Raw genomic sequence first — 24,018 nt, forward strand, 5'->3', positions numbered from 1 at the left:
ACGCGGGCTCCCTACCCTCGACCGCATCGACTTCCGGGCGAAGGGCGGAGTAGATGCGCACCGTTTTCCTGCACGGCGACGGCGATCGCTTCGCCGCGTCCGCCGCGGCGCTGTCCGACCGGTTCGGCGCGCGTCCCGAGGCCCCGGACCTGGTCGACGTGCTGCTGCGGGACAAGTGCGCGCGGGACGGGCTGCTGGCGCGGTGGACCGCGGCGGACCTGACCCGGTTCCTGACCGAGGTGGTGCCCCGGCACCTGGTGCTGCCGCGCTGGTCGGCGGTGCCGGAACTGCTGCACGACTGGGTCGGCTTCCTCGACGCCGAGGGGCTGCTGATGGCGGGCGGTGATCCGGTCCGGGTGCTGCACGCCGCGATCGACCGGGCGGTGCCCGCCTACCTCGCGGCGATGGCCGAGCCCGCGGAGTGGGGGCCGGAGAAGTTCTGGGCGTTGAGCGCGCGGGAGCACGGCGTCGACCTCGGCGCGGAGGGCGCGTTCGAGCGGTTCGTGCGGCAGGTGGAGGACGGCGAGGCCGCGGTCGACCGGGAGCTGCTGCGCGGGATCGAGGAGCGGGCCGAGCGGGAGCCGCTGCCGGTCCCGGCGCACTGGCTGCCGCCGATGCGCGTGCCGGTGGAGGCGGCGCCGGAGGTGGAGGCGGCGCGGTCGCCGATCGCGGGGTCGATGGCGGCGCTGCACGGCTGGGCGGGTCCGGGCCGGTTGCTCGGCGAGGGCGTGGAGCTGGCCGCGGAGCTGGGCTGCGGCCCGGAGGTCGCGCTGCTGTGCGCGGCGTGGGCGGAGCGCGTGCACCTCGTGCGGATCATCGACGGCCGGGTGGTGCCGGGGGCGATCGGCACCGCGCTGCTGGCCGAGCCGGGGGTGCTGTGGACGCGGTTGTGGCAGTCCTTCGTGCTGCTCGACGAGGTCGTCGGCCGGGAGTCGGCGGCGCTGGACGGGCTGCTCGACGGGGAGGACGCGTTCCCGGAGCTGGTGCAGGCGGTCCTCACGGCCCTCTACACCCATCCCGACGCGGTGCCGTTCGAGCAGGTGGTGAGCCTGGTGCTGCACGCGCTCGCCGAGGACGGCGGCGAGGCGCGGCCCGCGGTGGCGCGGGTGGTGGAGCGGGTGCTCGACCTGTGGGAGCGGATGGGCGTGCTGCGTCGCTACCGCACCGAGCTGCCGGAGGTGGTGGCGCGGATCGAGGCGTTCGCGCCGGGCTCGGCGGATCGCACGGTGGTGGAGCTGCTGCCGCTGGGCGTGTGGGCGGCGCACGGGTCGCTGCGCGCGTTCGGCTTCGTCGCTCCGACGGTGCCGGAGGCGGTGGCGTTGCCCGCGGAGGTGGTGGTGCTGGCGTTGCCGGGCAGCCCGCCGGACGTGGTTGAGGAGGTCGTGTCGGGCTGGGTCGCGGCGCGGGGCCGGTCGGCCGCGGCGGCGGAGCTCGGGGAGCTGCTGCGCCGGGTGGACGATCCGGAGCTGCGGTTGGGCGCGTTGTGGTTGCTGGAGCACACCGGGGACGAGGGCGTCGCGGTGGTGCGCGGGTTGCGCGCGGATCCGGTGTGCGGTCCGTCGGCCCGGATGTGGCTGCGGGTGCGGCCGGACGAGCGGGAGGAGCCGCCGCTGCCCGGTGACGAGCTGGTGGTGGCGCTGGACGCGATGGCGGTGACGGCGCAGACGGACGCGGTCGCGTTCCTCGCGGACTTCCGGACCCGGTCGACCCCGGATCAGCTGGCGGTGCTCGACGAGCTCGTCCGCGCCGAGCACGCCAGGGCCGATCTGGTGCTGGGCGTGGTCGCGGCCGAGCACCCGGACGAGCAGGTCTCGCGGGCCGCCCGGCGGTGCCTGGACCGCTTGAACACCGCGTAGCGGAGCCCGCCCGGCGGGTGTGCCGGGCGGGCTCCGCGATCACTTGGGCGCGATCACTTGGGCGCGATCAGCTCGCAGCGCAGGAGACGTCCTGGTCGGGGCGGGTTCCGTCGACCAGGAACGCGGTGGTGATGGCCGCGGCGCAGGCGTTGCCGCTGTTCATGTAGGTGCCGTGGCCGGATTCGTCCGCGCTCACCAGCCGGGCGCGGTCGCCGAACTTCTCGCGGAGCAGTTCGGCGCCGCGGTGCGGGGTGACCGGGTCGCGGCGGTTCTGCAGGATGAGCACGTTGTCCGGCCCGTCGGCGAGCACGGGCACCGGCGGTTCGGCGGGTTCGTGCGACCAGAACGCGCAGGGCAGCACGTTGGCGGTGGCGGCGCCGTACAGCGGGTACTTCTCGCGGTCCTCGGCGACGCCGCGCCGGTAGGTCTCGACGTCCTCGGGCCATTGAACGTCGTTGCAGGTCACCGAGAGGAACACCGACAGCGAGTTGTCGGCCGCCGACGGCGCGACGGGGGCGGTGCCGGCGAGCTGGCGGCGCACCGCCGCTTCGTCGGACCGGTGCAGCGACTGCCAGAGCTGCGCGGTCCTGCCGTAGGCGGGTTCACCGAACAGCCCGCCGAAGGTGGCCAGCCGGAACACGCCGCCGTCGACGCCGGCCATCGGGCTCTCGTCGAGGCGTTCGGCGAGCGCGAAGTAGGTCCGGCGCACCTCTTCCGGCGTGCTGCCCAGGCCGTAGGACCCGTGGCGTTCGGCGAGCCACGCCGCGAAGTCGGGGAAGGTCTGCTCGGTGCCGAGCGCGTAGCGGCGCATCCCGTCGCGGTCCAGGACGGTGTCGCCGATGTTGCTGTCGAGCACGACGCGGTCGGTGCGTTCCGGGAACATCGAGGCGTAGGCGGCGCCGAGCGCGGTGCCGTAGGACGCCCCGTAGTAGCTGGCCTTCTCCTCGCCGAGCGCGGCCCGGACGCGGTCCAGGTCGCGGGCCATGTTCGCGGTGGTGAGGCTGCGCAGCACGCCGTCCTGGTCGTGCTGGGCGCACTGGTCGGCGATGGTGCGGGCGACCTCGGCGCGTTCGGTGACCGCCGCGTCGTCGACCGCGTAGGGCGGGATGTTGCCGTACGTGGCCTGCTCGTCGGTGAATCCGCAGCTCACCGGCGCGGAGTGCCCCGCTCCCCTGGTGTCCATCCCGATCAGGTCGTAGCCCTCCATGACCGATGCGGGCAGCCCCTGGTTGGCGAGGTCGACCGAGAAGGACAGCCCGGAGCCGCCCGGTCCGCCTTGGTTGAGCAGCATCACGCCGCGCCGCCGGTCGGGCCGTTCACTGGCCAGCCGCGAGATCATGAGGTCGATCTGCGGGCCGTCGGGGTCCGCGTAGTTCACCGGTACCGGCACCGTGGCGCACTGCAGCGGGTGGGCCCCGGCCGCGACGTCCTCGGGGCACGGGCCCCAGGTCGGTCCGGGCGGCGCCCCTTCGGCCATGCTCGGGGCCGCCAGCAGCGAGCCCGCCAGACCCACCGCGATCAGCGTGGCCGCGCTCCGGCCCGCGTTCCTTCTGAGATCCATCTCCGCCCCTCATCTCCGGGTTGGTCTCCCCGGGGAGGAACTCAAGGCCGTGCCCTCAGGTCCAGGTCAAGCGCGGCGGGCGGAGTTGCTCCGTTCAGCCCAGCCGGTCGAGCGCGGCGGGGAGCTCGGCGATGTCGCCGAGGACGCGGTGCGCGCCGGCGAGGGCGTCCTCGGCCGGTGGGAAGTGCGGGTTGGGCACGGCGAACACGGTGGCGCCGGAGGCGGTGGCGGCGCGCAGGCCGTTGCTGGAGTCCTCGACGGCGGCGCATTCGGGCGCGGTGGTGCCGAGCAGCCGCGCCGCTTCCAGGTACACGTCGGGGGCGGGTTTGCCGGCGCCGACCTGTTCGCTGGAGAGGGTGGCGCCGACGTCGAGCCCGGTGCTGTCGAGGAAGGCGCGGATGATGCGCGGCGGCGCGGAGCTGGCGATGGCGATGGGGAACTTCGCGGCGACGGCGCGCACGGTCGCCACGGCGCCGGGCAGCACGGGGGCGTCGTCGGCGTAGACGCGGGCCATCTCGGTGATGACGGTGTTGGCGGCGTCGTCGGCGGTGAGCCGGGTGCCGAGGTCGTCGACGAGGTAGCGGGCCCACTCCGGGGTGCTCATGCCCTGCATGGCTTCGGTGGCGCCGTCGGCCCACCGGCCGCCGTGCGCTGCGACGACGTCGCGGCGGATGCGGTCCCAGAGTTGTTCGGAGTCGACGAGGACGCCGTCGAGGTCGAAGAGCACGGCTGCGGGTGGCACGCCGCCGATCGTAGGAGTTCGGGTGCGGTGTTCGCGCCTGCCGGGCGGCGCGGCGCCGAATTGCTCCGATCGCGTGCCCGCGCTGCGTCGATCGGAGTCGTGTCGGTTGTGGGCCTGCTCATGGTGGCTGGCCGGAGCCTCCCGAGAAAGTTAGCATGGCGAACGAAATAGATCGGTGGGCGTTCACCCTTGCGAGGTTCGCGGCGCGGAACGGCTCACCCCGTTCCGAGAACCGAGGAGTGGCGGCCGATGAGCGGCACGCACGACGTCCGGCTGCTGGACGTCTTCAAGGGCCAGCCCAAGGCGGTGTGGATCACGGCGTTCGCCGCGGTGATCGCCTTCATGGGCATCGGGCTGGTCGACCCGATCCTGTTGTCCATCGCCGAAGCCCTGCACGCCGGGCCCGAGCAGGTGACCTTGCTGTTCTCGTCCTACCTGGGCGTTCAGGTCGTCGCGATGCTCATCACCGGCGCGTTCAGCGCCCGCTTCGGCCCGAAGCGGACCGTGGTGACCGGCCTGGTCCTGATCGTGCTGGCCACCGTCGCCTGCGCGCTCGCCGCGTCGATCGGGCAGCTCGTGGCGCTGCGGGCGGTGTGGGGCCTGGGCAACGCGTTCTTCATCGCCACCGCCCTGTCGGTGATCGTCGGGGCGGCCAGCGGCGGGCAGCAGGCGGCGATCCTGCTCTACGAGGCGGCGCTCGGCATCGGCCTGTCCACCGGCCCGCTGCTCGGCGCGCTGCTGGGCAACATCTCCTGGCGCGGCCCGTTCGCGGGCACCGCGGTGCTGATGGCCATCGCGCTGGTGCTCTCGGCCGGTTTCCTGCCCGCCGACGAGAAGGACCCGGCGAAGCGGCCGAAGGTCCGGCTGCTCGACCCGCTGCGCGCCCTCAAGCACGGCGGCCTGCTGCGCACGGCGCTCGGCTCGGCGTTCTACACGGCGGCGTTCTTCGTGGTGCTGGCCTGGGCGCCGTTCGTGCTGGAGTTCGGCGCCATCGCCGTCGGCCTGGTGTTCTTCGGCTGGGGCCTGTGCGTGGCGGTCGCCGGCGTGACGCTCGCCCCGAAGCTCGCCGCCCGGTTCGGCGACGCGGGCGGCACGGTGCTCGCGGTGCTGCTCTACGCGGTGCTGCTGGCGGTGATGGCGATCGGGCCGAAGCCGGTCGTGGTGGTCGCGGTGATCCTCAGCGGTATCGCCTCCGGCCTGCTCAACACCTTGTTCACCGGGACCGCGATGAGCGTGAGCGACGCGCCGCGCCCGGTGGCCAGCGCCGGGTACAACTTCTGCCGCTGGTTCGGCGGGGCCGTGGCGGCGACCCTGGTCGGGCACGTCGCGGACTGGTTCGGTTCGCCGCACGCCCCGTTCGCGGTGGCCGCGGTGCTGTGCGTGATCTCGGCGTGCCTGCTGGTCGCGGACCTGCGCAAGCGGGAGGACCCGCACCGCATCCCGGTGGAGGCCGCCGCCGTCGGCGAGGAGTTCTGACCCGAACCCCGGTGAACGGACCGTTCGCCCAATCCCGTTGGACGAACGGTCCGTTCACTTTTCGGCACCGGGGTGAACGGTCCGTTCGTCCGATCCGCTTGGACGAACGGTCCGTTCACTCCTGTCGCGGACCGGGTGCTCGGCGGGATCATGCTGAGTGCCGGTGATGGCGCAGAGTGAGCAAGTCACGCGAACCAGCGACCGAAACCGCCGCTGCATGCGCAACGTGAGCGACCTAGCGTCATGATTTCGGGTGCTGTTCACCTTCTTGTCCAGGAACTCTCGCCTGATCGGCATAGCGTCACGGTGTTCCTGACTGACATCTGGAGGTCCGTTTGCCTTCCCGACCGGACAGCGGGCGGGTCGTCCCGCTCCCACTTCTGTCGAACCACTCCGCGCGCCGCGCCTCGGCGACCTGCAAGTACCGCTGCGGCAACGCCTGCGCGCACGAGGCGCCGAACACCTCGGACAACGGCTACTTCGGCGACATCGTGGAGAGCGTGCTCGACCGCCGCGGCGCGCTCAAAGCGGGCGGCGTGCTGGCGCTCGCCGTCGGGGGCGCCGCCGCGCTGTCCGGCACCGCCGCGGCCGCCGCACCACCGGCGGCAGCGGGCGGACCGGTGGTGCCGGGCACCGACTTCGCGCCGGTCGCGCCGAACAAGGAAGACCGCGTCACGGTCCCCGAGGGCTACGAGCAGGGCATCGTGATCCGCTGGGGCGACCCGCTCGTCGAGGGCGCGCCGGAGTTCGACTTCCACGGCCAGACCGCGGAGGCCCAGGAGAAGCAGTTCGGCTACAACAACGACTTCGCCGGGCTCGTCCCGCTGGACGGCGAGGGCAGGCGGGGCCTGCTCGTGGTCAACCACGAGTACACCACCGAGTCGCACATGTTCTCGAACTACGACGAGGACAACCCCACCGAGCAGCAGGTCCGCATCTCGTGGGCCGCGCACGGCCTGTCCGTGGTGTACGTGGAGAAGGACCGCGCCAAGGGGCTCGTGCCGAAGCCCAGCGAGTACAACCGGCGGATCACCCTGAACACCGAGTTCGAGGTGCGCGGGCCCGCGGCGGGCAGCGACCACCTCAAGACCTCGGCGGACCCCACCGGCACCAAGGTGTTCGGCACCCAGAACAACTGCGCGGGCGGCGTCACCCCGTGGGGCACGATCCTGTCCGGCGAGGAGAACTTCCACCAGTACTTCGGGCACTCCGAGCTGATCACCGATCCGGTCGCGGCGAAGCGCTACGAGCGCTACGCCGTCGGCACCGGTGAGACCGACCGCAAGTGGGAGCGCTTCGACAAGCGCTGGGACGTCTCCCAGGAGCCGAACGAGGCGCACCGCTTCGGCTGGATCGTGGAGATCGACCCGAACGACCCCGAGTCGACGCCGATCAAGCACACCGCGCTGGGCCGCTTCAAGCACGAGGGCGCGACCATCAAGATCGCCGAGGACGGCCGGGTCGTGGCCTACTCCGGTGACGACGAGCGCTTCGACTACATCTACAAGTACGTCTCGAACGGGCGCTTCAAGCCCGGCAAGAGCGCGCACGCGCGGCGGCACAACTCGGCGCTGCTCGACGACGGCACCCTCTACGTCGCCAAGTTCAGCGGTAACAGCCCGCCCGAGGAGATCGACGGCACCGGGAAGCTGCCCGCGGACGGGCACTTCGACGGCACCGGCGAGTGGCTGAAGCTGGCCAGCGGCACCGAGTCCTTCGTGCCGGGCTTCACCGCCGACGAGGTCTACGTGTTCACCCGGCTCGCCGCCGACGAGCTGGGCGCGACGAAGATGGACCGCCCGGAGGACATCGAGCCCAACCCGGTCAACGGCCGCATCTACTGCGCCCTGACGAACAACTCCAACCGCGGCTCCGAGCGCAACGCGGCACCGGACGAGGCCAACCCGCGCGTCGGCAACAAGCACGGGCACATCCTGGAGTTCGACGACGACACCACCGGCACCGAGTTCCGCTGGAACCTGCTGCTGGTCTGCGGTGACCCGAACGATCCGGGCACCTACTTCGGCGGTTTCGACAAGTCCCAGGTCAGCCCGATCTCCTGCCCGGACAACGTGACCTTCGACCGTTTCGGCAACCTGTGGATCACGACCGACGGCAACGAGCTCGGCTCCAACGACGGCCTGTTCGCGGTGCCGGTCGACGGTCCGGAGCGCGGCAAGGTGAAGCAGTTCCTCACCGTGCCGGTGGGCGCAGAGACCTGCGGTCCCGTGGTGCTCGACGACCTGATCACGGTCAACGTGCAGCACCCCGGCGAGGACGCCGAGGACGCCCAGCACCCGACCTCGCACTGGCCGGACGGCGGCGATTCGCAGCCGCGGCCGTCGGTGGCCGTGGTGTGGCGGCAGGACGGCGGTGAGATCGGCCGACGCTGATCTCACCTGCGAGCGCGGGGGCCTTCCGAATCCGGGAGGCCCTCGTTGCGCTCGTCAGCCCCGTCGGCGCGAGCGCCCAGTGGTGCTCGTGCTCCGCCGCTCCCGTTCCTGCTCGGTGAGCCGCTTCGCCTGCGACGGCCGGTCGGCGGAACCGAGTCGCGACCGCGACCGGCATCGCGGGCACGCCGAGGTTCGGCAGGCACAGGAACGGCACCGATCGGGCCGCGGCCTCGCACTGGACGCGGTCGCGGCGACGTCGATGCTGGTCACCGGAGTGCCTTAGCCGTCCACCCGGGCGAGGTCAAGACCGTCCAGCGGAGTGGGACGACCGGCGACCGTGCGCCATCGTGCGACGGATACGATTCAGACCATGTCTGAACGTCCGATCGCCCTGGTCACGGGTGCTTCCCGTGGCGTCGGGGCCGCAGTCGCCCGCGCCCTTTCCGAAACCCACGACGTGCTGCTCGGCGGCCGGGACGGCGAGGCGCTGCGCGCGTTGGCGGCGGAGATCGACGGCGCCCGGCCGTGGCCGGTGGAACTGACCGACGCCGACGCGGTGGCCGCGGCGGTGCGCGACATCGACCGGCTGGACGTGCTGGTGCACAGCGCCGGTCTCGTCGAGCTCGGCGCGGTCGCGGACACCGGCGTGGACTCGTGGCGGCGCACCTTCGAGCTGAACCTGTTCGCGGTGACCGAGCTGACGCGGCTGCTGCTGCCGACCTTGCGCGCCGACTCCGGCCACGTGGTGCTGATCAACTCCGGTGCGGGCAAGGAGGCGAAGCCGAACTGGGGCTCCTACGCGGCGAGCAAGTTCGCGCTGCGCGCGTTCGCCGACGTGCTGCGCGCCGAGGAAGCGGCCAACGGCGTGCGGGTGACCTCGGTCTTCCCCGGCCGGATCAACACCGACATGCAGCGCGAGGTGCGCGACTCCGAGGGCGGCGAGTTCCAGCCGGAGCGCTACCTGCGTCCCGAGTCGGTCGCCGGGCCGGTCTGCTCCGCCGTGCGCGCCGCCGCCGACGCGCACCTCACCGAGATCGTCGTGCGCCCTTCCTGAACCGCACCCGACGACGCCCGGGCGGGGCGCCGCACCTAGCGTGACGTCGTGACCGTGCTGCGTTCGATCGTGCTGTTCGCCCTGGCCGCCGTGGCGGAGATCGGCGGGGCCTGGCTGGTCTGGCAGGGAGTGCGCGAGCACAAGGGCCTGCTGTGGATGGGCGCCGGAGTGCTCGCGCTCGGCGCCTATGGCTTCGTGGCCACGTTGCAGCCGGACGCGAACTTCGGACGCATCCTCGCCGCGTACGGCGGTGTCTTCGTCGCGGGCTCGCTCGGCTGGGCGATGCTGCTCGACGGGTTCCGCCCGGACCGCTGGGACCTGGCGGGCGCCGCCCTCTGCCTGCTCGGCGTCGCCGTGATCATGTACGCGCCCCGGTCCTGAGCTCGCGGTCCGAAAGCGGCCTCAGGACGCGAGAACGGGAGGGCGTCCGCGGACACCCTCCCGTTCTCGCCACCGCGAGCCGCTACTGCACGCTGATCGTCGCGTGCCGATCGGTCTCCTGCCCGCCTTCGGCGGGACCCTTGCCGACGACCTCCAGCCGCTCGGCGGGCACGCCCGCCTCCGCGAACTTGTCCGCGACGGCCTGCGCCCGCTGCTGGGAGAGCTGCTGGTCCTCCGGCGACGGGCTGCCGGTGTTGGCGACGAAGCCTTCGACGGTGAACTTCAGTTCCTGCGGCGCGTTCTTGGCCAGTTCCGCGGCCTTCGTCGCGGTCTGCTCGCCCTGCTCGGTCAGCTCCGGGCTGTCGGCCTGGAAGGTGATCGGGCTCTGCTGCAGCGCCTGGTCGATCTGCTGCTGCAGCGCGGCCTTCGCCGCGGCCGGGTCGGGGCCCGGAGGAGGCGGCGGCGCCTGTTCCTGCTGCTGCTCCTGGGCGGGCGGCGGCGGGGCGGGCACTTGGCCTTCCTGGCCCCCTTGCCCTTGGTTCCCGCCGCCGGAGCAGCCGCTGAGCAGCGCGACGGCGAGCGTGGCCGCGGCCACGCCGTAGTGGGCTTTCGTTCGGTCCATGCCGACCTCCGCAGTCGAGCTCGCCGGGCGCGTGCGGCACCCGGTGCGTGGGCGAGTCCCATTGGATGCCGCGGACGCCTGGCGGGCAGGTCGGGATCAGCGGCTCAACTCGTTCGTGTGAAACCGGTGCGGTTGCGAGATGACCCGCAGGGCCGGTGCGCGTGGCGGTCCGGCGCATGTCACACGGCGTTTCAGGTGGTTTCGGGCCCACCCGCTCGACAGAAGTTACTGCTAAGTAATACGCTGGAGTTACCGACGAGTAAGGCCATGTCCGGAGAGCGGGGCCGGCTCGGGATCATCAGTTCGGAGAGGGAGCCTGCGAAATGGGCCACTACAAGAGCAACGTCCGCGACCTCGAATTCAACTTGTTCGAGTTGTTCAAGGTGCAAGAGCGGCTGGGCACCGGGGCGTTCGAGCAGTCCGACGAGGACACCGTGCGCGGTGTGCTCAGCGAGCTCAACAGCCTCGCCACCGGGCCCCTCGCGGAGTCCTTCGCGGAAGGTGACCGCACCCCGGCGAAGTTCGACCCGAAGACCCACTCGGTGACGCTGCCCGAGTCGTTCAAGAAGTCCTACCAGCAGGTCATGGACGGGGAGTGGTGGCGGCTCGGGCTCTCCGACGAGCTCGGCGGCTACGGCATCCCGCCGACCGTGCAGTGGGCCACCTCCGAGCTGATCCTCGGCGCCAACCCGGCCGTCTACATGTACATGGCCGGGCCCCAGTTCGCCGGGATCATGCACAAGAACGGCACCGACCAGCAGAAGCGCTGGGCCGACCTGATGATCGAGCGGCTCTGGGGCGCCACGATGGTGCTGACCGAGCCGGACGCGGGCTCCGACGTCGGCTCCGGGCGCACCAAGGCCATCAAGCAGGCCGACGGCAGCTGGCACCTCGACGGCGTGAAGCGGTTCATCACCTCCGCCGACCAGGACATGACCGAGAACATCATGCACCTGGTGCTGGCCCGCCCCGAGGGCGAAGGCGTGGAGAGCAAGCCCGGCACCAAGGGCCTGAGCCTGTTCCTCGTGCCGAAGTTCCACTTCGACGAGGAGACCGGCGCCCCCGGCGAGCGCAACGGCGCCTTCGTCACCAACGTCGAGCACAAGATGGGCCTCAACGCCTCCGCCACCTGCGAGCTGACCTTCGGCCAGCACGGCACCCCGGCGCAGGGCTGGCTGCTCGGCGAGGTGCACGACGGCATCGCGCAGATGTTCCAGGTCATCGAGTACGCCCGGATGATGGTCGGCACCAAGGCCATCGCGACGCTGTCCACCGGCTACCTCAACGCGCTGGAGTACGCCAAGGAGCGCCAGCAGGGCGCGGACCTCACCAGGGCCACCGACAAGACCGCCCCGCGCGTCACGATCACCAACCACCCCGACGTGCGCCGCATCCTGCTGCTGCAGAAGGCGTACGCGGAGGGCCTGCGCGCGGTGTACCTCTACACCGCGACGTACCAGGACCAGATCGCCCAGGGCAAGGCCACCGGCGAGGACGTCGCGCTGGCCGAGCAGGTCAACGACCTGCTGCTGCCGATCGTCAAGGGCGTGGGATCGGAGCGGGCGTACGAGAACCTGACGCTGTCGCTGCAGACCCTCGGCGGCTCCGGCTACCTGCAGGACTACCCGATCGAGCAGTACATCCGGGACGCCAAGATCGACAGCCTGTACGAGGGCACCACGGCGATCCAGGCGCAGGACTTCTTCTTCCGCAAGATCGTGCGCAACAACGGCGCGGCCCTCGGCCACATCGCCGCCGAGGTGCAGAAGTCGCTGGAGGCCGAAGGCGCCGACGAGCGGCTCAAGGAGGAGCGGGCGCTGGTCGCGCAGGCGCTGGAGGACGCGCAGGGCACCCTCGGCGCCGTGTTCGGCTTCCTGACCTCCGCGCAGGAGGACGTGAACAACATCTACAAGGTCGGCCAGCACGCCGTCACGGTCCTGATGAGCATGGGCGACCTGCTCATCGGCTGGCTGCTGCTGCGCCAGGCCGAGGTGGCGCTGGCCGCGCTGGACGCGGGCGCCTCGGCCAAGGACCAGTCCTACTACCAGGGCAAGGTCGCGGTGGCGCGCTTCTTCGCGAAGAACGTGCTGCCGGAGCTGTCCTCCCGCCGCAAGGTCGTGGAGAACGCCGACAACGCGATCATGGAGCTGGACGAGTCGGTGTTCTGATCCGGACCGGCACGGCCTGACCCGACGTGGGCGCTCACTCCGAGGGAGTGGGCGCCCACGTTCGCGTTCGGGCGGGGGCACCGCCCGGCTCCACCACCGGCGGGGCGACGGCCGAACCGGCCCGCCGCGCGGGCGAACCCGCGGTCTCCGGCGGCGGTGCCGCGGACGTGAGAAGGCCCCTCCCGGTTCCGGGAGGGGCCTTCTCGGTGCTCGGTCAGCGCGGCGCGGGGCCGGGCGGAGGTCCGCAGTGGATGATCGGCTGCGGGTTGTAGACCGTCTTGCTCGGGCTCTCCGTGGTGACCTTGCCGCTCTTGACGTCCTTCAAGGTCCGGGTGTCGGTGACCGTGAACCCACCGGTGCCCTTGCTCGGGCTGCACGGCTCGCCGGGCGGGACGACCTTCTCGTGGGGCGGCTTCGGAGCGGTGCGCTCACCCGTCTTCGAGCTCACGTCGTACTGCTTGGTGCCCCAGAACTTCACCGTGATCGACGACGGCGTCCACTCCGTGGTGATCATGACACCGCTGGCGAGCGTGTTCTTGAACTTCACGTCGATGACGCTGCTGCCGTCGGGGTTCTGGAACACCGTCGCTTCCCGGCCCGCCGGGTAGCGGCTGATGTAGTAGCTGTGCTCCTTGTGCTCCACGTCCTTGACGCCGGCGAAGTACGAGGCGTTGTACAGCGTGGTCGCGAACTGCGAGATGCCGCCGCCGACGGCCTTCGCGGGACGGCCGTCCTCGATGATCCCGGACTCGACGTAGCCCTGGGCGGTGCCGCGCGGCCCGGTGTGGCCGTTGAGGCTGAACGTCTCGCCGGGCTTCACGACCGCGCCGTTGACCTGCTCGGCGGTCCGCCTGATGTTCACGCCGGAGGCCGTTTCGAAGCCCTCGGTCTTGAACTCGCTGATGACTTCCTTGATGCCGAGCCCGTTGGCCTGGTCGGTGTTGAACGCGGGCGGCTGCTGCTCGTAGATCGCCTGCAGGGTGCGGTCCTGCTTCTTGCGGACCACGTCGTCGAGCTTCTCGAAGCTCTTCTCCCAGTTCACGCCGCGGCCGTCCAGCGACGGGCGCACCACGGGCCCGCCGCCTTCGAGAACGATCTCGGCGTCCTTCGCGGGCTTCATCGTGTCCCTGAGCTGCGGGTCGAGACCGCCGATGAGGACCGGCGCGTCGAGGTGCGAGCGCAGCCCGCCCTTGCCGTCCGGTTCGAACCGCAGCGCGGCGGCGATGGTCTCGGGTGCGAGCGCGGCGTCGTGGCCCTCGCCCTTGACGTTCACCGGGCCGGACACCGCGGGCTGGGCCACGTTGCGCAACGCCTGGTGCACGCCGTCGGAGGTGGTGTTCACGGCCTGCTCGGTGAACGGGACCTGCACCGGTCCGCCCTTCGCCCAGTCCGCCATCACCTGGTCGGCGGCCACGCTCACGTCCACGGAACGGCCGGTGACCGGCTCGACCGCGACCGGCGTGGTGCCCTCGAACTTGATGGTGCCTTCCGAGGCGGCCCGCTCCAGCTTCGGCTTGACCTGCTCCACCGCGGCCATGACCTGCTGCTCGTCGCCATGGCTGACGGGGTAGATCTCGCGGTCGGTGAACAGCGAGGCGATCCGCGTGAACGGGTTCAGCGGCTGCTCACCGGCCTGCTCGATGGTGGCCGGCCAGTCCATCGTCAGCCCGGACTGCTCCGGCGAGATGGTGGCCGTCGCGTCGCCCGCCTTCAACTGCACCGGTTCCTGCAGGTTCGGGCCGAGCTCGTCGCGCAGCTTGCGCTGCGCGGCGGCCTCGGTGAGCCCGCCGACCTGCACGTCGGCGACGGTGGTGCCGCGCGGCACGGTGCCGCTGCTGAACATCAGGTCGCCCACGTAGAGCAGGCTTAACAAGCCGACCGCGACCCCGGCCGCGATGCCGCCGCGGATCAGCCCGCGACGGTCGCGCGGGGCGCTCGCCTGTTCCGGCGGGTCCTCGGCGAAGCCGCCGCCGATGCCACCGGCGAACCCGCTCGCCCACGGCGACGGCTCGGCGGGCACCTTCGGGATGTTCTGGGTGCGTTCCGCGTCGCCCTCGGGGAACCCGGTCTGCTCGGTCGGCAGCTGCGCGAACGAACCGGCGACGGCCTGCGTCGTCGGCGTCTGGTCCGCGGGCGGCTGCTCGACCCGGGTGGTGGCGGCGGCCGAACCGGGGAAGCCGGGGGCGCCGAGGAAGTCCGTGGGCGAGGCGTAGCCGGCGTCCGGCTCGGTCACCTTCGGGATCGCCTGGGTGCGCTCGGCGTCGGCCTCCGGGGGCTCCTGCCCGAGGCGCTGCGTCTCGTCGGCGGCGGGCGACTGCTGCGTCAGCGTCGGACGCGTCTGCCGCTCCGAGAGGTCCTCCGGCGCGGTGTCCGCCCCCGCGGCGAGCTGCTCCGGCGAGATCTGCATGGTCCGCTCCGCCGGGGATTCCTGGGGCGCGGAAGCCGGGGTGCTCGGCCGCGTCGCGTCCGCGGCGGACTCCCCGGACCGGGTGGAACGGTCCGCTTCACCGGTCGGGTCGTCGCCCGCCGGCTTCCGGTTCGGATCGTCCCCGGATGAGACGTCGTAGTTTTCCGGCACCGCTTCCCCTTCATCGGTCTGGTCGTGCGGTGGGGCACATCAGCGAACAGGCGCCGGGACGGTCCGTCAAGGACGCCGTGTGCGCGTCACCCCGACAACGGTTCGGCAGCGCCCGGGTGGTCGCGCCGACCGCACCTCGCGGTGGATCACAGGTAGAGGCCGGTGCCCTGTTCGATCTGTTCGCTGGCCACGGCGTGCAGATCCCGCTCGCGCATCACCAGGTACGGCTGGCCCTGCACTTCGACCTCGAACTGCTCCTCGGGGTTGAACAGCACCTGGTCGCCGACCTTGACGGCCCGCACGTGGCTGCCCACCCCGAAGACCTCGCCCCAGAGCAGCCGCTTGGCCATCTGGGCGGTCGCCGGAATCACGATGCCGCCGCTGCTGCGACGTTCTCCGGATTCCGCGGAGACCCGCACCATGACGCGGTCATGCAGCATCTGGATCTCGAGCTTGGCATCGGTCACCCGAAAAGTTTACGTGCCCGCCTAGACGGGCCTTCCGCGCAGGGGGCGGCTCACGCGCCGGTGTCCATGCCGCCCATGACGAGCGGCAGCCGGTGCGCTCCGCCGGGTGCGATCCGCACCGGTACGCCCCAGTCCTGCCTGGTCAGGTTGCACGTGGGGTGTTCGACGGCGGGGTCGTCGGTGCAGCTGGCGGCCTGCGCGACGACGTGCAGCACGCCGTGTTCGATGCCGTCGGCGAGCACGAGCCGCCTGCTCAGGTCCGTTCCGGTGCCCGCGCCCTCGACCAGCAGTTCCGGCGGCGAGGCGGTGACCTCCAGCCGGGTGGACGGCCCGTAGCGGTCGTCGAGCTTGCCGCCGGGAGGCGGCGTGAACACGACCGCGAGCTCCAGCTCGCCGCCGCCGATCTCGGTTGCCGGGCGCGTGACCTGCTGCGACGCGCCTTCGATGAGCTTCGCGGAGACGCCGGGCGGCACCGGCCGCTCCAGCCGGTGCGCGGCGGAGGACACCACGACGAGCTCGCCGTCGATCACCGCCGCACCGGACGGCTCGGCCAGCCGCGTGGCCAACGTGGCCAGTTCGTTCGATGCCGGATCGTAACGTCGGAGGGCGCCGTTGTAGGTGTCGCAGACGGCGATGGAGCCATCCGGCAACACCGCTACTCCGAGCGGGTGCTGCAGCAGCGCCCGCTCGGCGGGCCCGTCGGCGTGGCCGAAGTCGAACAATCCGGCGCCGACGGCGGTGCGGACCGCGAAACCGCCCTCGGTGGGCTCCACCCAGCGCAGCGCGGAGGTCTCGGAGTCCGCGAGCCACAGCCGGTCGCCGCCGGCGGCGAGCCCGGAGGGCTGGGCGAAGAACGCCTCGGCGGCGTCCCCGTCGCGCAGGCCTTCGACGGTGGTGCCCGCGAACCGCCGCACCCGCTCGCCGCGCGGGTCGAACAGGCCCAGGGTGTGGTTGCCGGCCATCGCGACGACCACCCCGCCCGCGGGTTCCCACCAGGCCACGTCCCAAGGGCTGGTGAGCGGGGTCTCCAGCGCGGGTCCTTCGTCGGTGCCGTCGCGCCACTGCGCGCCGGTGCCCGCCACGGTCGTCACCTCGCCGTCGGCGAGCCGCACGCCGCGCAGCAGGTGGTTCACCGTGTCGGCGACGACGAGGTCGTAGCCCACGTCCGCGGCGACCTCGTCGGGCAGCACGGCGATCCCGGCGGGCTCGGCGAACGAGGCCTCGTCGGGTCCGCCGTCGGCGCTGCCCCGCGCGCCGCCGCCGATGCGCCGCAGCACCGTCTCGCCGTCCTGGGCGAACTCGACCAGCGAGTGGTTCGCGGAGTCCGACACCAGGATCGTGCCGGGGCCGGCGGCCACCTTCGCGGGGAAGCGCAGCGTCGTGGACTCGGGTTCCGGCGGCACGTACGGCCCGCCACCGCGGTGCAGGGTGCCCTTCGCGTCGTGCTCGGCGACGAGCTCGCGCAGGACGCCGCGCAACGCCTCGACGTGGCCTTCACCTGCGGCGACGTGCACCAGGTAGCCCTCGGGGTCCACCACCGCCAGCGTCGGCCACGCCTTCACGGCGTAGTTCTGCCAGGTGCTCAGTTCCGGGTCGTCGAGCACCGGGTGGTGCACGGAGTAGCGCTCGACGGCGGCGATCAGCGCGTCCGGGTCCGCCTCGTGCTCGAACTTCGGGGAGTGCACGCCGACGGTGACCAGCTCCGCGGCGAACTCCTCCTCCAGCGGGCGCAGCTCGTCAATCACGTGCAGGCAGTTGATGCAGCAGAACGTCCAGAAGTCCAGCAGGACGATCTTGCCGCGCAGGTCCGCGAGCTGGATCTCCTTGCCGCCGGTGTTCAGCCACTGGCGACCGGTGAACTCGGGTGCGCGGACGCGGGTGCGGGACGCGGTACTCACGTGCGGAGTCAACAACACCGCCCCGATCCGCTGTTCCCACGTCCACATCCTGGAACGCCGACAGCCGCAGCACGGGGTGGGTGCTGAACCGGAGCGGGGAGAGCGGGAACAAATCGGGGCGGGCGGCGCTTGATGTCGGTGCGCGGGCGGTGATCGACCCCGGAAATTGGAAGGCCCCGCGGTGCTGCCAGGTCGGGGGTCCGACAGCACCGCGGGGTCACCATGCATATCGACGGGACCCCCCGCGTTGTTACACGGCGGCCTCATCGTGACTCAAGTCACCTCTCTGTGGGTGAGTTGGCGCCGTTCTCCCGGGCGGTTTCGGCTTGTTGACCAGCGCATACGGTCATTTCGGCGGGTTTCCGGGGAACACGGGACTCCACTCGTTCGGCCGAGCGCCTGCGATGTGGACGGGAGTTCCCGACGGGCCCGCTCGCAAGCATGCTGGCGGACATGGATGCACAGCTGCGCGACGTGAGCCTGCCGTCCCGGATCGCCGAGCCGGGCGAGGGCATCAGCACGGCGGAGTTGGCGCTGGCCGCGCGCAACCACGGGATCCCGCTGGAGGCGCTGCGCTACGACGTCACCCCGATCGGGCTGCACTACCTGCTCACCCACTACGACATGCCCGCGCTGGACGCGGCGAGCTGGCGGTTGTCGCTGACCGGTTCGGTGGCGGGCGCGCGGGAGTTCGCGCTCGACGAGCTGCGGTCCCTGCCGTCCCGCACGGTGCGGGTGACCATGGAGTGCGCGGGCAACGGCCGGGCCCGGATGCATCCGCGCCCGGTGAGCCAGCCGTGGCTGGTGGAGGCCGTCGGCACCGCGGAGTGGACGGGGGTGCCGCTGCGCCACGTGCTCGACGCGGTGGGCGTGGGCGACTCGGCGGTCGAGGTCGTGTTCACCGGGGCCGATCACGGCGTGGAACGCGGTGTGGAGCAGGACTACCGGCGCGGCCTGCCGCTGGCGGAGGCGCTGCGCGACGACGTGCTGCTGGCCTACGAGATGAACGGTCAACCGCTGCCGCCGCAGCACGGGCATCCGGTGCGGCTGGTGGTGCCCGGCTGGTACGGCATGGCGCACGTGAAGTGGTTGCGGGAGATCTCGCTGGTCGACGAGCCGTTCACCGGCTACCAGAACGCCGTGGCGTACCGCCTCAAGCAGTCGGCGGACGATCCGGGCGTGCCCGCCACCCGCATCGAGCCGCGTTCGCTGATCGTGCCGCCGGGCTTCCCCGACTTCATGTCCCGCGACCGGGTGGTCCGGCCGGGGCCGCTGACGGTCACCGGCCGCGCCTGGTCCGGCCACGCCCCGATCACCCGCGTCGAGTTCAGCACCGACGGCGGCACCACCTGGGCGGACGCCGACCTGGACGCGGCGGGACCGCGCTGGGCGTGGCGCGGCTGGCGCGTGAGCTGGCGGGCGGAGCCCGGCGAGCACCTGCTCACCGCCCGAGCGACCGACGCCGAAGGCCACGTGCAGCCCGTGGACGAGCCCTGGAACCGAGGCGGCTTCGCCAACAACCTCGTCCATCACGTCCCGGTCACCTGCATCGAAGACTGACCCGCCCCACCCCGAACGCAACGAACGGCTTGGCGCCCCGAAAACCACCGACCCGTTCACCGATCACCGAGGGACCTCGCACCACCAACACCGACAAAGCCGCAAAGACACCCCCACGCCCCACCCGAAGGCCGTGCACCGGACAAGCGAAGCAAACCCGCCTAGCGTCGAAGCCGTGCGCTGGGCGGCGAAGCCCACCTGCCTCTCGGCCGAAGGCCGTGCTTTTGCGGCGTAGCCGTGCTTAGCGGCGAAGCCGTGCAGTGGGCGGGCGAAGCCACGCCTGCCTCGCGGCCGAAGGCCGTGCCTCGCGGCGAAGCCGTGCCTTGGGCGAGCGGAGCGAAGTCTGCCTGGCGGCCGTAGGCCGTGCCTGTATGTGCGAAGCACATAGCCCACGTCAAAAAAGTGGCCCATCCGCGGGTTCTCAGCCGGTCTCTCGCGAGGACAGCTTTTCCCTCGTGGCGGAGCCACTTGGGAAAAAGATCCCGCAGCGAGAGACCGGCTGAGGTTCCGCCACCCAACCCCCAAAGCAGAACGACCGGCTCGAATCACCGCTCCAGGATCGCAGTGACCCCCTGCCCGCCTGCTGCGCAGACGGAGATCAGCCCACGACCGGAACCGCGTTCGGACAGCAGTTTCGACAGGGTCGCCACGATCCGTCCGCCGGTGGCGGCGAACGGGTGCCCGGCGGCCAGCGAGGAGCCGTTGACGTTCAGCTTCGCCGGGTCGATCTCGCCGAGCGGCGCGTCGAGGCCGAGCCGGTCCTTGCAGAAGTCGGGGTCCTGCCAGGACTTCAGCGTCGCCAGTACCTGCGAGGCGAACGCTTCGTGGATCTCGTAGAAGTCGAAGTCGCCGAGTCCGATCCCGGCCCGCTCCAGCAGCTTCGGCACCGCGTACGCCGGTGCCATCAGCAGGCCTTCGTCGCCGCTGACGTGGTCGACGGCGGCGGGCACGATGTCGCTGAGGTACGCGAGCACGGGCAGCTTGTGCGCTTTCGCCCATTCTTCGCTGGCCAGCAGCACCGTGGAGGCGCCGTCGCTGAGCGGCGTCGAGTTGCCCGCCGTCATCGTCGCGCCGTCGCCCTTGCCGAACACGGGCTTGAGCTTGGCGAGCTTTTCGGCGGTGCTGTCGGGGCGCAGGTTCTGGTCCCGCGTCTGGCCTTGGAACGGGGTGATCAGGTCGTCGAAGAAGCCGCGGTCGTAGGCGGCGGCGAGGCGCTGGTGGCTGCGGGCGGCGAGTTCGTCCTGGTCTTCGCGGCCGACCTGCCAGTCCAGCGCGGTGCGGGCGGCGTGCTCGCCCATCGACAGGCCGGTGCGCGGTTCGGAGTTCTCCGGGATGTCGGGCACGACGTGCTGGGGCCGGACGCCGGTGAGCGCTTTGACCTTGCCGCCGGTGGTCTTGGCGTGGTTGGCGGCGAGCAGCACCCGGCGCAGGTCGTCGTTGACGGCGATCGGCGCGTCGCTGGCGCTGTCGACGCCGCCGGCGATGCCCGAGTCGAGCTGTCCGAGCGCGATCTTGTTCGCGACGGAGGTCACGGCTTCGAGGCCGGTCGCGCAGGCCATCTGCACGTCGTGGGCGGGGGTGCGCGGGTCCAGGCCGGAGCCGAGCACGGTTTCCCGCGCCAGGTTGAAGTCGCGGCTGTGCTTGAGGACCGCGCCCGCGACGAACTCGCCGACGAGTTCGCCTTGGAGGCCGAAGCGGGCGATCAGCCCGTCCAGCGCGGCGGTGAGCATGTCCTGGTTGGACGCCTGCGTGTAGGGGCCGCCGGATCGGGTGAAGGGGATCCGGTTGCCGCCGACGATCGCGACGCGTCGAGTGGTGGGCATGCGGGACTCCTTCGAGACGGGACCGGTGGTCCGTGTGGTCGTGACTGCGGGCGGGCCGTGACCGCTGCCGGGTGCCGGCGGCGGTCGGTTTTCCGCCGGGGTGGCCGGGCGCCGGATCGGCCGGGGCGGGCCGATCGTGCCGGGGCTCTGGTGCCGACCCCTCGGACCCTCTAACCTACCCGTGGGTAGGTTAGACGTCGAGTCCGCTGCCCGCGCGTCCGCCGTGCTTCGGCGAGCGGGCCCTGCCAAGTTCACCCGACCACCCGCCTCCACGGGAGCACGCATGTCCGACCGGTACCAGCAGTTCACCTCGACCGGATTCGGTCGATCGCTCGCCCAGCGCCTCGGCCTGCCTACCCCCACGCCGCTGCGCCGCTACCAGCCCGGTGACCCGGTGGTGAACGGCCCGGTGCTCACCGGCGCCGCCGACGGCTCGCGGCTCGGCGACGCGATCGCGGCGACGTTGCGCGCCGTCGACGCCGAGGTCCGCACCGAATCCGCCGAGGACGCCCGCTACGCCGCGCTGGTCTTCGACGCCACCGGCATCACCTCCAGCGACCAGCTCAACCAGCTGCGCGCCTTCTTCGGGCCGGTGATCCGCCAGGTCGGCACCTGCGGCCGGGTGATCGTGCTGGGCACCCCGCCGGAGGAGACCACCGACGCGCGCGAGCGCGTCGCGCAGCGGGCGCTGGAAGGCTTCGTGCGCACCGTCGGCAAGGAGCTCAAGCGCGGCGCCACCGCTCAGCTCGTGTACGCCTCCGAAGGCGCCGAGCAGTCCCTCGACTCGACGCTGAGCTTCCTGCTCTCGGCGAAGTCCGCGTTCGTCTCCGCCCAGGTCGTGCGGGTCGGCCGCGCCGAGGCGCCGCAGGTCGACAGGGAGAAGCCGCTCAAGGACAAGGTCGCGCTGGTCACCGGTGCCTCCCGGGGCATCGGCGAGTCGATCGCGGAGACCCTCGCCCGCGACGGCGCGCACGTCGTCTGCCTGGACATCCCGGCGCAGGGCGACGACCTCACGAAGGTCGCCAACCGCATCGGCGGCTCCGCGCTGCAGCTCGACATCACCGCGGAGGACGCGCCGCAGCGCATCGTCGAGCACTTCGCCGAGCGCCACGACGGGCTCGACGTCGTCGTGCACAACGCGGGCATCACCAGGGACAAGACGCTCGGGCGGATGGACGACGGGCGCTGGGACTCGGTGCTGGCGGTGAACCTCACCGCGCAGGAGCGCATCAACGAGGCGCTGCTCGCGGACGGCTCGCCGCTGCGCGACGGCGGCAGGCTCATCGGCGTCGCCTCGATCAGCGGCATCGCGGGCAACGTGGGGCAGGCCAACTACGCGGCCTCCAAGGCGGGCGTGATCGGCCTGGTGCAGGCGCTGGCGCCGGTCGCGGCCCGGCGCGGCGCCACCATCAACGCCGTCGCGCCCGGCTTCATCGAGACGAAGATGACCGCGGCCGTGCCGCTGTTCATCCGCGAAGCGGGCCGCCGGATGAGCAGCCTCTCGCAGGGCGGCCGGCCGGTCGACGTCGCCGAGACCATCGCCTGGTACGCCAACCCGGCCTCCTCCGGGGTCAACGGCAACGTCGTGCGGGTCTGCGGCCAGAGCCTGCTGGGGGCGTGATGAGCACCGAAGTCGACGCGGCGCCGAACCTCTCCGCGCTCTACGCGAAGGCCGCCGTCACCGGTCCGATCCGGCGCGGCGGCGAGCTGCCCGCCACCGAGTACGTCCGGCGCGACATCACGATCGACCACGCGCACCTCGCCGAGTACGACCGGGTCTGCGGCTTCGGGCTGCGCGACGTGCTGCCCGCGACCTATCCGCACGTGCTCTCGTTCGGGCTGTCCGTGCGGCTGATGACGGATCCAGGCTTCCCGTTCCCGCTGGTCGGACTGGTGCACGTGGCCAACAGCATCACCGTGCACCGGCCGGTGCTGGTGACCGACGTGCTCACCCAGCGGGTCCGGGTGGCGAACCTGCGCCCGCACCCCAAGGGCAGGCAGCTCGACGTGATCACCGAGACCAGCGTCGAGGACGAGGTGGTGTGGCGGGAGACGAGCACCTACCTGCGCCGCGGCAGGTCCGACGATTCCGCGCCGCGCGCCGACCGGGTCGCGGAGATCGAGCCCGGCTCCCCCACCGCGTTCTGGCAGGTGCCCGCCGACCAGGGGCGTCGCTACGCGGCGGTGTCCGGGGACCGCAACCCGATCCACCTGCGGGCGCTGACGGCGAAGGCGTTCGGCTTCCCGCGCGCCATCGCGCACGGCATGTGGACGAAGGCGCGGGCGCTGGCCGCGCTGGAGGGAAGGCTGCCGGAGTCGTACACGGTGGACGTCGACTTCGTGAAGCCGCTGCTGCTGCCTTCGAAGGTGGAGTTCACCGCGATCGGGGACCCGGGCGACGGCGCCACGTTCGCCGTGCACTCCCGGTCCGGCAAGCCGCACCTGTTGGGACGGGTGCACTGACCTGCGGGAAGGCGGGGAAAGGTCCGCTGCGGAGCGGACCTGGATGAGGGAGGGCGGGGGCGGTCGAGTCGCGGGGGTCAGGTAAGCGACTCGGCCGTTCCCGCCCAGCTCAGTCCTCGTTCGCCGGGGCTTCGGAGCTCGCCGGGGCCCAGGAACGGCCTTCGACGAGGTCGCCGAAGCCCATCCAGGCGAGGTTCATCAGGCGCATCGCCAGCCCGTCCGCGGTGTGCTCGGGATGTTCGATCCACCAGTCCAGCAGCGATTCGCCCGCGCCGACGAGCGCCGCCGCGAACGGTTCCATCTGCTGGACCTGCATCGGCCGGACCGCGTTCTCGGTGGCGCGGGCCAGCAGCGTCGCGATGAGGACCACCGCCCGTTCCCGCCACTGCCCGAACTCGGTGGCGAACGGCTCGCCACCGGCGGCGGCCTGCCGGTGCACCAGCGTCCAGCTGGCGCGGTTGCGCTGCACGTAGTCGAAGAACACCCGCAGCCCGCGCCACAGCTGCTCGTCGGGCGTCACCTCGGGGTCGACGGCGGTCCCGATGGCTTCGATGAGCCGGTTGGCCTCGCGTTGGATGCACGCCACGAACAGCTCTTCCTTGGAGCCGAGGTAGGCGTAGATCATGGGCTTGGAGATGCCGGCGACTTCGGAGATCTCGTCCATCGACGCGAGGTGGAAGCCGCGGGCGGCGTAGACCTCGACGGCCGCGTCGAGGATCTGGCGTTCCCGCACCGAGCGCGGCAGCCGCCTGCTGCGGGGGCGCGGGTTCTCCTCGTGATCGTCCGGGTCGGACTGCATCCCACCTCCTGTTTCCCTGGCCGGGGCGCTCGTCGGCCGGTCTGCCGATCGGGTGTCGTAGCGTCGTTCGGCCGGTTCGGATCTGCGGGAAAGGCTAGAGCAGAACGATCAGCGGCATGCCTTGCCCGCCTAACCTACTGACGCGTAGTCTTACCCGCCAGTAGGTAAATGGAGGTC

General features: G+C 71.8%; 17 protein-coding genes. 9 read left to right on the forward strand and 8 right to left on the reverse strand.

Features of this window, described 5'->3' with window-relative positions; all coding sequences use genetic code 11:
- Positions 1-53: 53 nt before the first annotated feature.
- Complete coding sequence (locus ACWD38_RS11210; protein WP_450124007.1) at positions 54-1,856, forward strand: HEAT repeat domain-containing protein; 1,803 nt, start codon at positions 54-56, stop codon at positions 1,854-1,856.
- Positions 1,857-1,923: 67 nt separating this feature from the next.
- Here the strand turns inward: ACWD38_RS11210 and ACWD38_RS11215 are convergent, their stop codons facing one another.
- The gene (locus ACWD38_RS11215; RefSeq protein ID WP_450124008.1) at positions 1,924-3,417 is read right to left on the reverse strand and encodes an alpha/beta hydrolase; all 1,494 of its coding nucleotides are present in this window, start codon (positions 3,415-3,417) and stop codon (positions 1,924-1,926) included.
- 94 nt (positions 3,418-3,511) lie between these two features.
- On the reverse strand, positions 3,512-4,159 hold the full coding sequence (locus ACWD38_RS11220; RefSeq protein WP_450124009.1) for an HAD family hydrolase: 648 nt from the start codon (positions 4,157-4,159) through the stop codon (positions 3,512-3,514).
- Positions 4,160-4,408: 249 nt separating this feature from the next.
- Between ACWD38_RS11220 and ACWD38_RS11225 the strand changes: the two genes are divergently transcribed.
- The 4 genes from ACWD38_RS11225 to ACWD38_RS11240 all read left to right on the forward strand — a co-directional run bounded on the left by ACWD38_RS11225 (position 4,409) and on the right by ACWD38_RS11240 (position 9,463).
- Complete coding sequence (locus tag ACWD38_RS11225; protein WP_184484118.1) at positions 4,409-5,635, forward strand: MFS transporter; 1,227 nt, start codon at positions 4,409-4,411, stop codon at positions 5,633-5,635.
- Between the two features lie 335 nt (positions 5,636-5,970).
- Entirely contained in the window at positions 5,971-8,028 is a 2,058-nt protein-coding gene (locus ACWD38_RS11230; protein ID WP_450124010.1) for a PhoX family protein, read from the forward strand.
- A gap of 370 nt (positions 8,029-8,398) precedes the next feature.
- A complete protein-coding gene (locus ACWD38_RS11235) occupies positions 8,399-9,082 on the forward strand; it encodes an SDR family oxidoreductase (RefSeq protein ID WP_450124011.1) in 684 nt (227 codons plus the stop codon).
- 48 nt (positions 9,083-9,130) lie between these two features.
- The gene (locus ACWD38_RS11240) at positions 9,131-9,463 is read left to right on the forward strand and encodes a YnfA family protein (RefSeq protein WP_184484124.1); all 333 of its coding nucleotides are present in this window, start codon (positions 9,131-9,133) and stop codon (positions 9,461-9,463) included.
- An 82-nt stretch (positions 9,464-9,545) separates the two neighbouring features.
- Here the strand turns inward: ACWD38_RS11240 and ACWD38_RS11245 are convergent, their stop codons facing one another.
- Positions 9,546-10,085 (reverse strand): OmpA family protein, encoded by a 540-nt coding sequence (locus ACWD38_RS11245; RefSeq protein ID WP_184484126.1) that lies wholly within the window; start codon positions 10,083-10,085, stop codon positions 9,546-9,548.
- A 323-nt stretch (positions 10,086-10,408) separates the two neighbouring features.
- Here ACWD38_RS11245 and ACWD38_RS11250 point away from each other — a divergent pair, with 323 nt between their 5' ends.
- Positions 10,409-12,253: an acyl-CoA dehydrogenase gene (locus tag ACWD38_RS11250; RefSeq protein ID WP_184484128.1), complete on the forward strand. Its 1,845-nt coding sequence runs from the start codon at positions 10,409-10,411 to the stop codon at positions 12,251-12,253.
- Between the two features lie 214 nt (positions 12,254-12,467).
- Here the strand turns inward: ACWD38_RS11250 and ACWD38_RS11255 are convergent, their stop codons facing one another.
- From ACWD38_RS11255 to ACWD38_RS11265, 3 genes are all read right to left on the reverse strand, one after another.
- Positions 12,468-14,831: a VanW family protein gene (locus tag ACWD38_RS11255; RefSeq protein ID WP_343071645.1), complete on the reverse strand. Its 2,364-nt coding sequence runs from the start codon at positions 14,829-14,831 to the stop codon at positions 12,468-12,470.
- A 146-nt stretch (positions 14,832-14,977) separates the two neighbouring features.
- A complete protein-coding gene (locus ACWD38_RS11260) occupies positions 14,978-15,298 on the reverse strand; it encodes a GroES family chaperonin (RefSeq protein WP_184484130.1) in 321 nt (106 codons plus the stop codon).
- Positions 15,299-15,348: 50 nt separating this feature from the next.
- Positions 15,349-17,244 carry an NHL domain-containing thioredoxin family protein gene (locus ACWD38_RS11265; protein WP_450124012.1) on the reverse strand — a complete coding sequence of 632 codons (1,896 nt, stop codon included), beginning with the start codon at positions 17,242-17,244 and terminating at the stop codon, positions 15,349-15,351.
- Positions 17,245-17,649: 405 nt separating this feature from the next.
- On the opposite strand from ACWD38_RS11265, the gene ACWD38_RS11270 reads away from it, so the two are divergent.
- Positions 17,650-18,756 (forward strand): sulfite oxidase, encoded by a 1,107-nt coding sequence (locus ACWD38_RS11270; protein WP_184484134.1) that lies wholly within the window; start codon positions 17,650-17,652, stop codon positions 18,754-18,756.
- 545 nt (positions 18,757-19,301) lie between these two features.
- Here the strand turns inward: ACWD38_RS11270 and ACWD38_RS11275 are convergent.
- A complete protein-coding gene (locus ACWD38_RS11275) occupies positions 19,302-20,579 on the reverse strand; it encodes an acetyl-CoA C-acetyltransferase (RefSeq protein WP_184484136.1) in 1,278 nt (425 codons plus the stop codon).
- Positions 20,580-20,862: 283 nt separating this feature from the next.
- On the opposite strand from ACWD38_RS11275, the gene ACWD38_RS11280 reads away from it, so the two are divergent.
- Both ACWD38_RS11280 and ACWD38_RS11285 read left to right on the forward strand, forming a co-directional pair.
- Positions 20,863-22,200: a 3-oxoacyl-ACP reductase gene (locus ACWD38_RS11280; protein WP_184484138.1), complete on the forward strand. Its 1,338-nt coding sequence runs from the start codon at positions 20,863-20,865 to the stop codon at positions 22,198-22,200.
- On the forward strand, positions 22,197-23,042 hold the full coding sequence (locus ACWD38_RS11285) for a MaoC/PaaZ C-terminal domain-containing protein (protein ID WP_184484140.1): 846 nt from the start codon (positions 22,197-22,199) through the stop codon (positions 23,040-23,042). The genes ACWD38_RS11280 and ACWD38_RS11285 overlap by 4 nt, the downstream gene beginning before the upstream one ends.
- Before the next feature lie 109 nt (positions 23,043-23,151).
- Here ACWD38_RS11285 and ACWD38_RS11290 read toward each other — a convergent pair whose 3' ends face one another.
- Positions 23,152-23,841, reverse strand: coding sequence for a TetR/AcrR family transcriptional regulator (locus ACWD38_RS11290; protein WP_184484142.1), 690 nt, complete (start codon positions 23,839-23,841; stop codon positions 23,152-23,154).
- Between the last annotated feature and the right edge of the window lie 177 nt (positions 23,842-24,018).

Source organism: Saccharopolyspora sp. NPDC002578 (genome assembly GCF_053592695.1).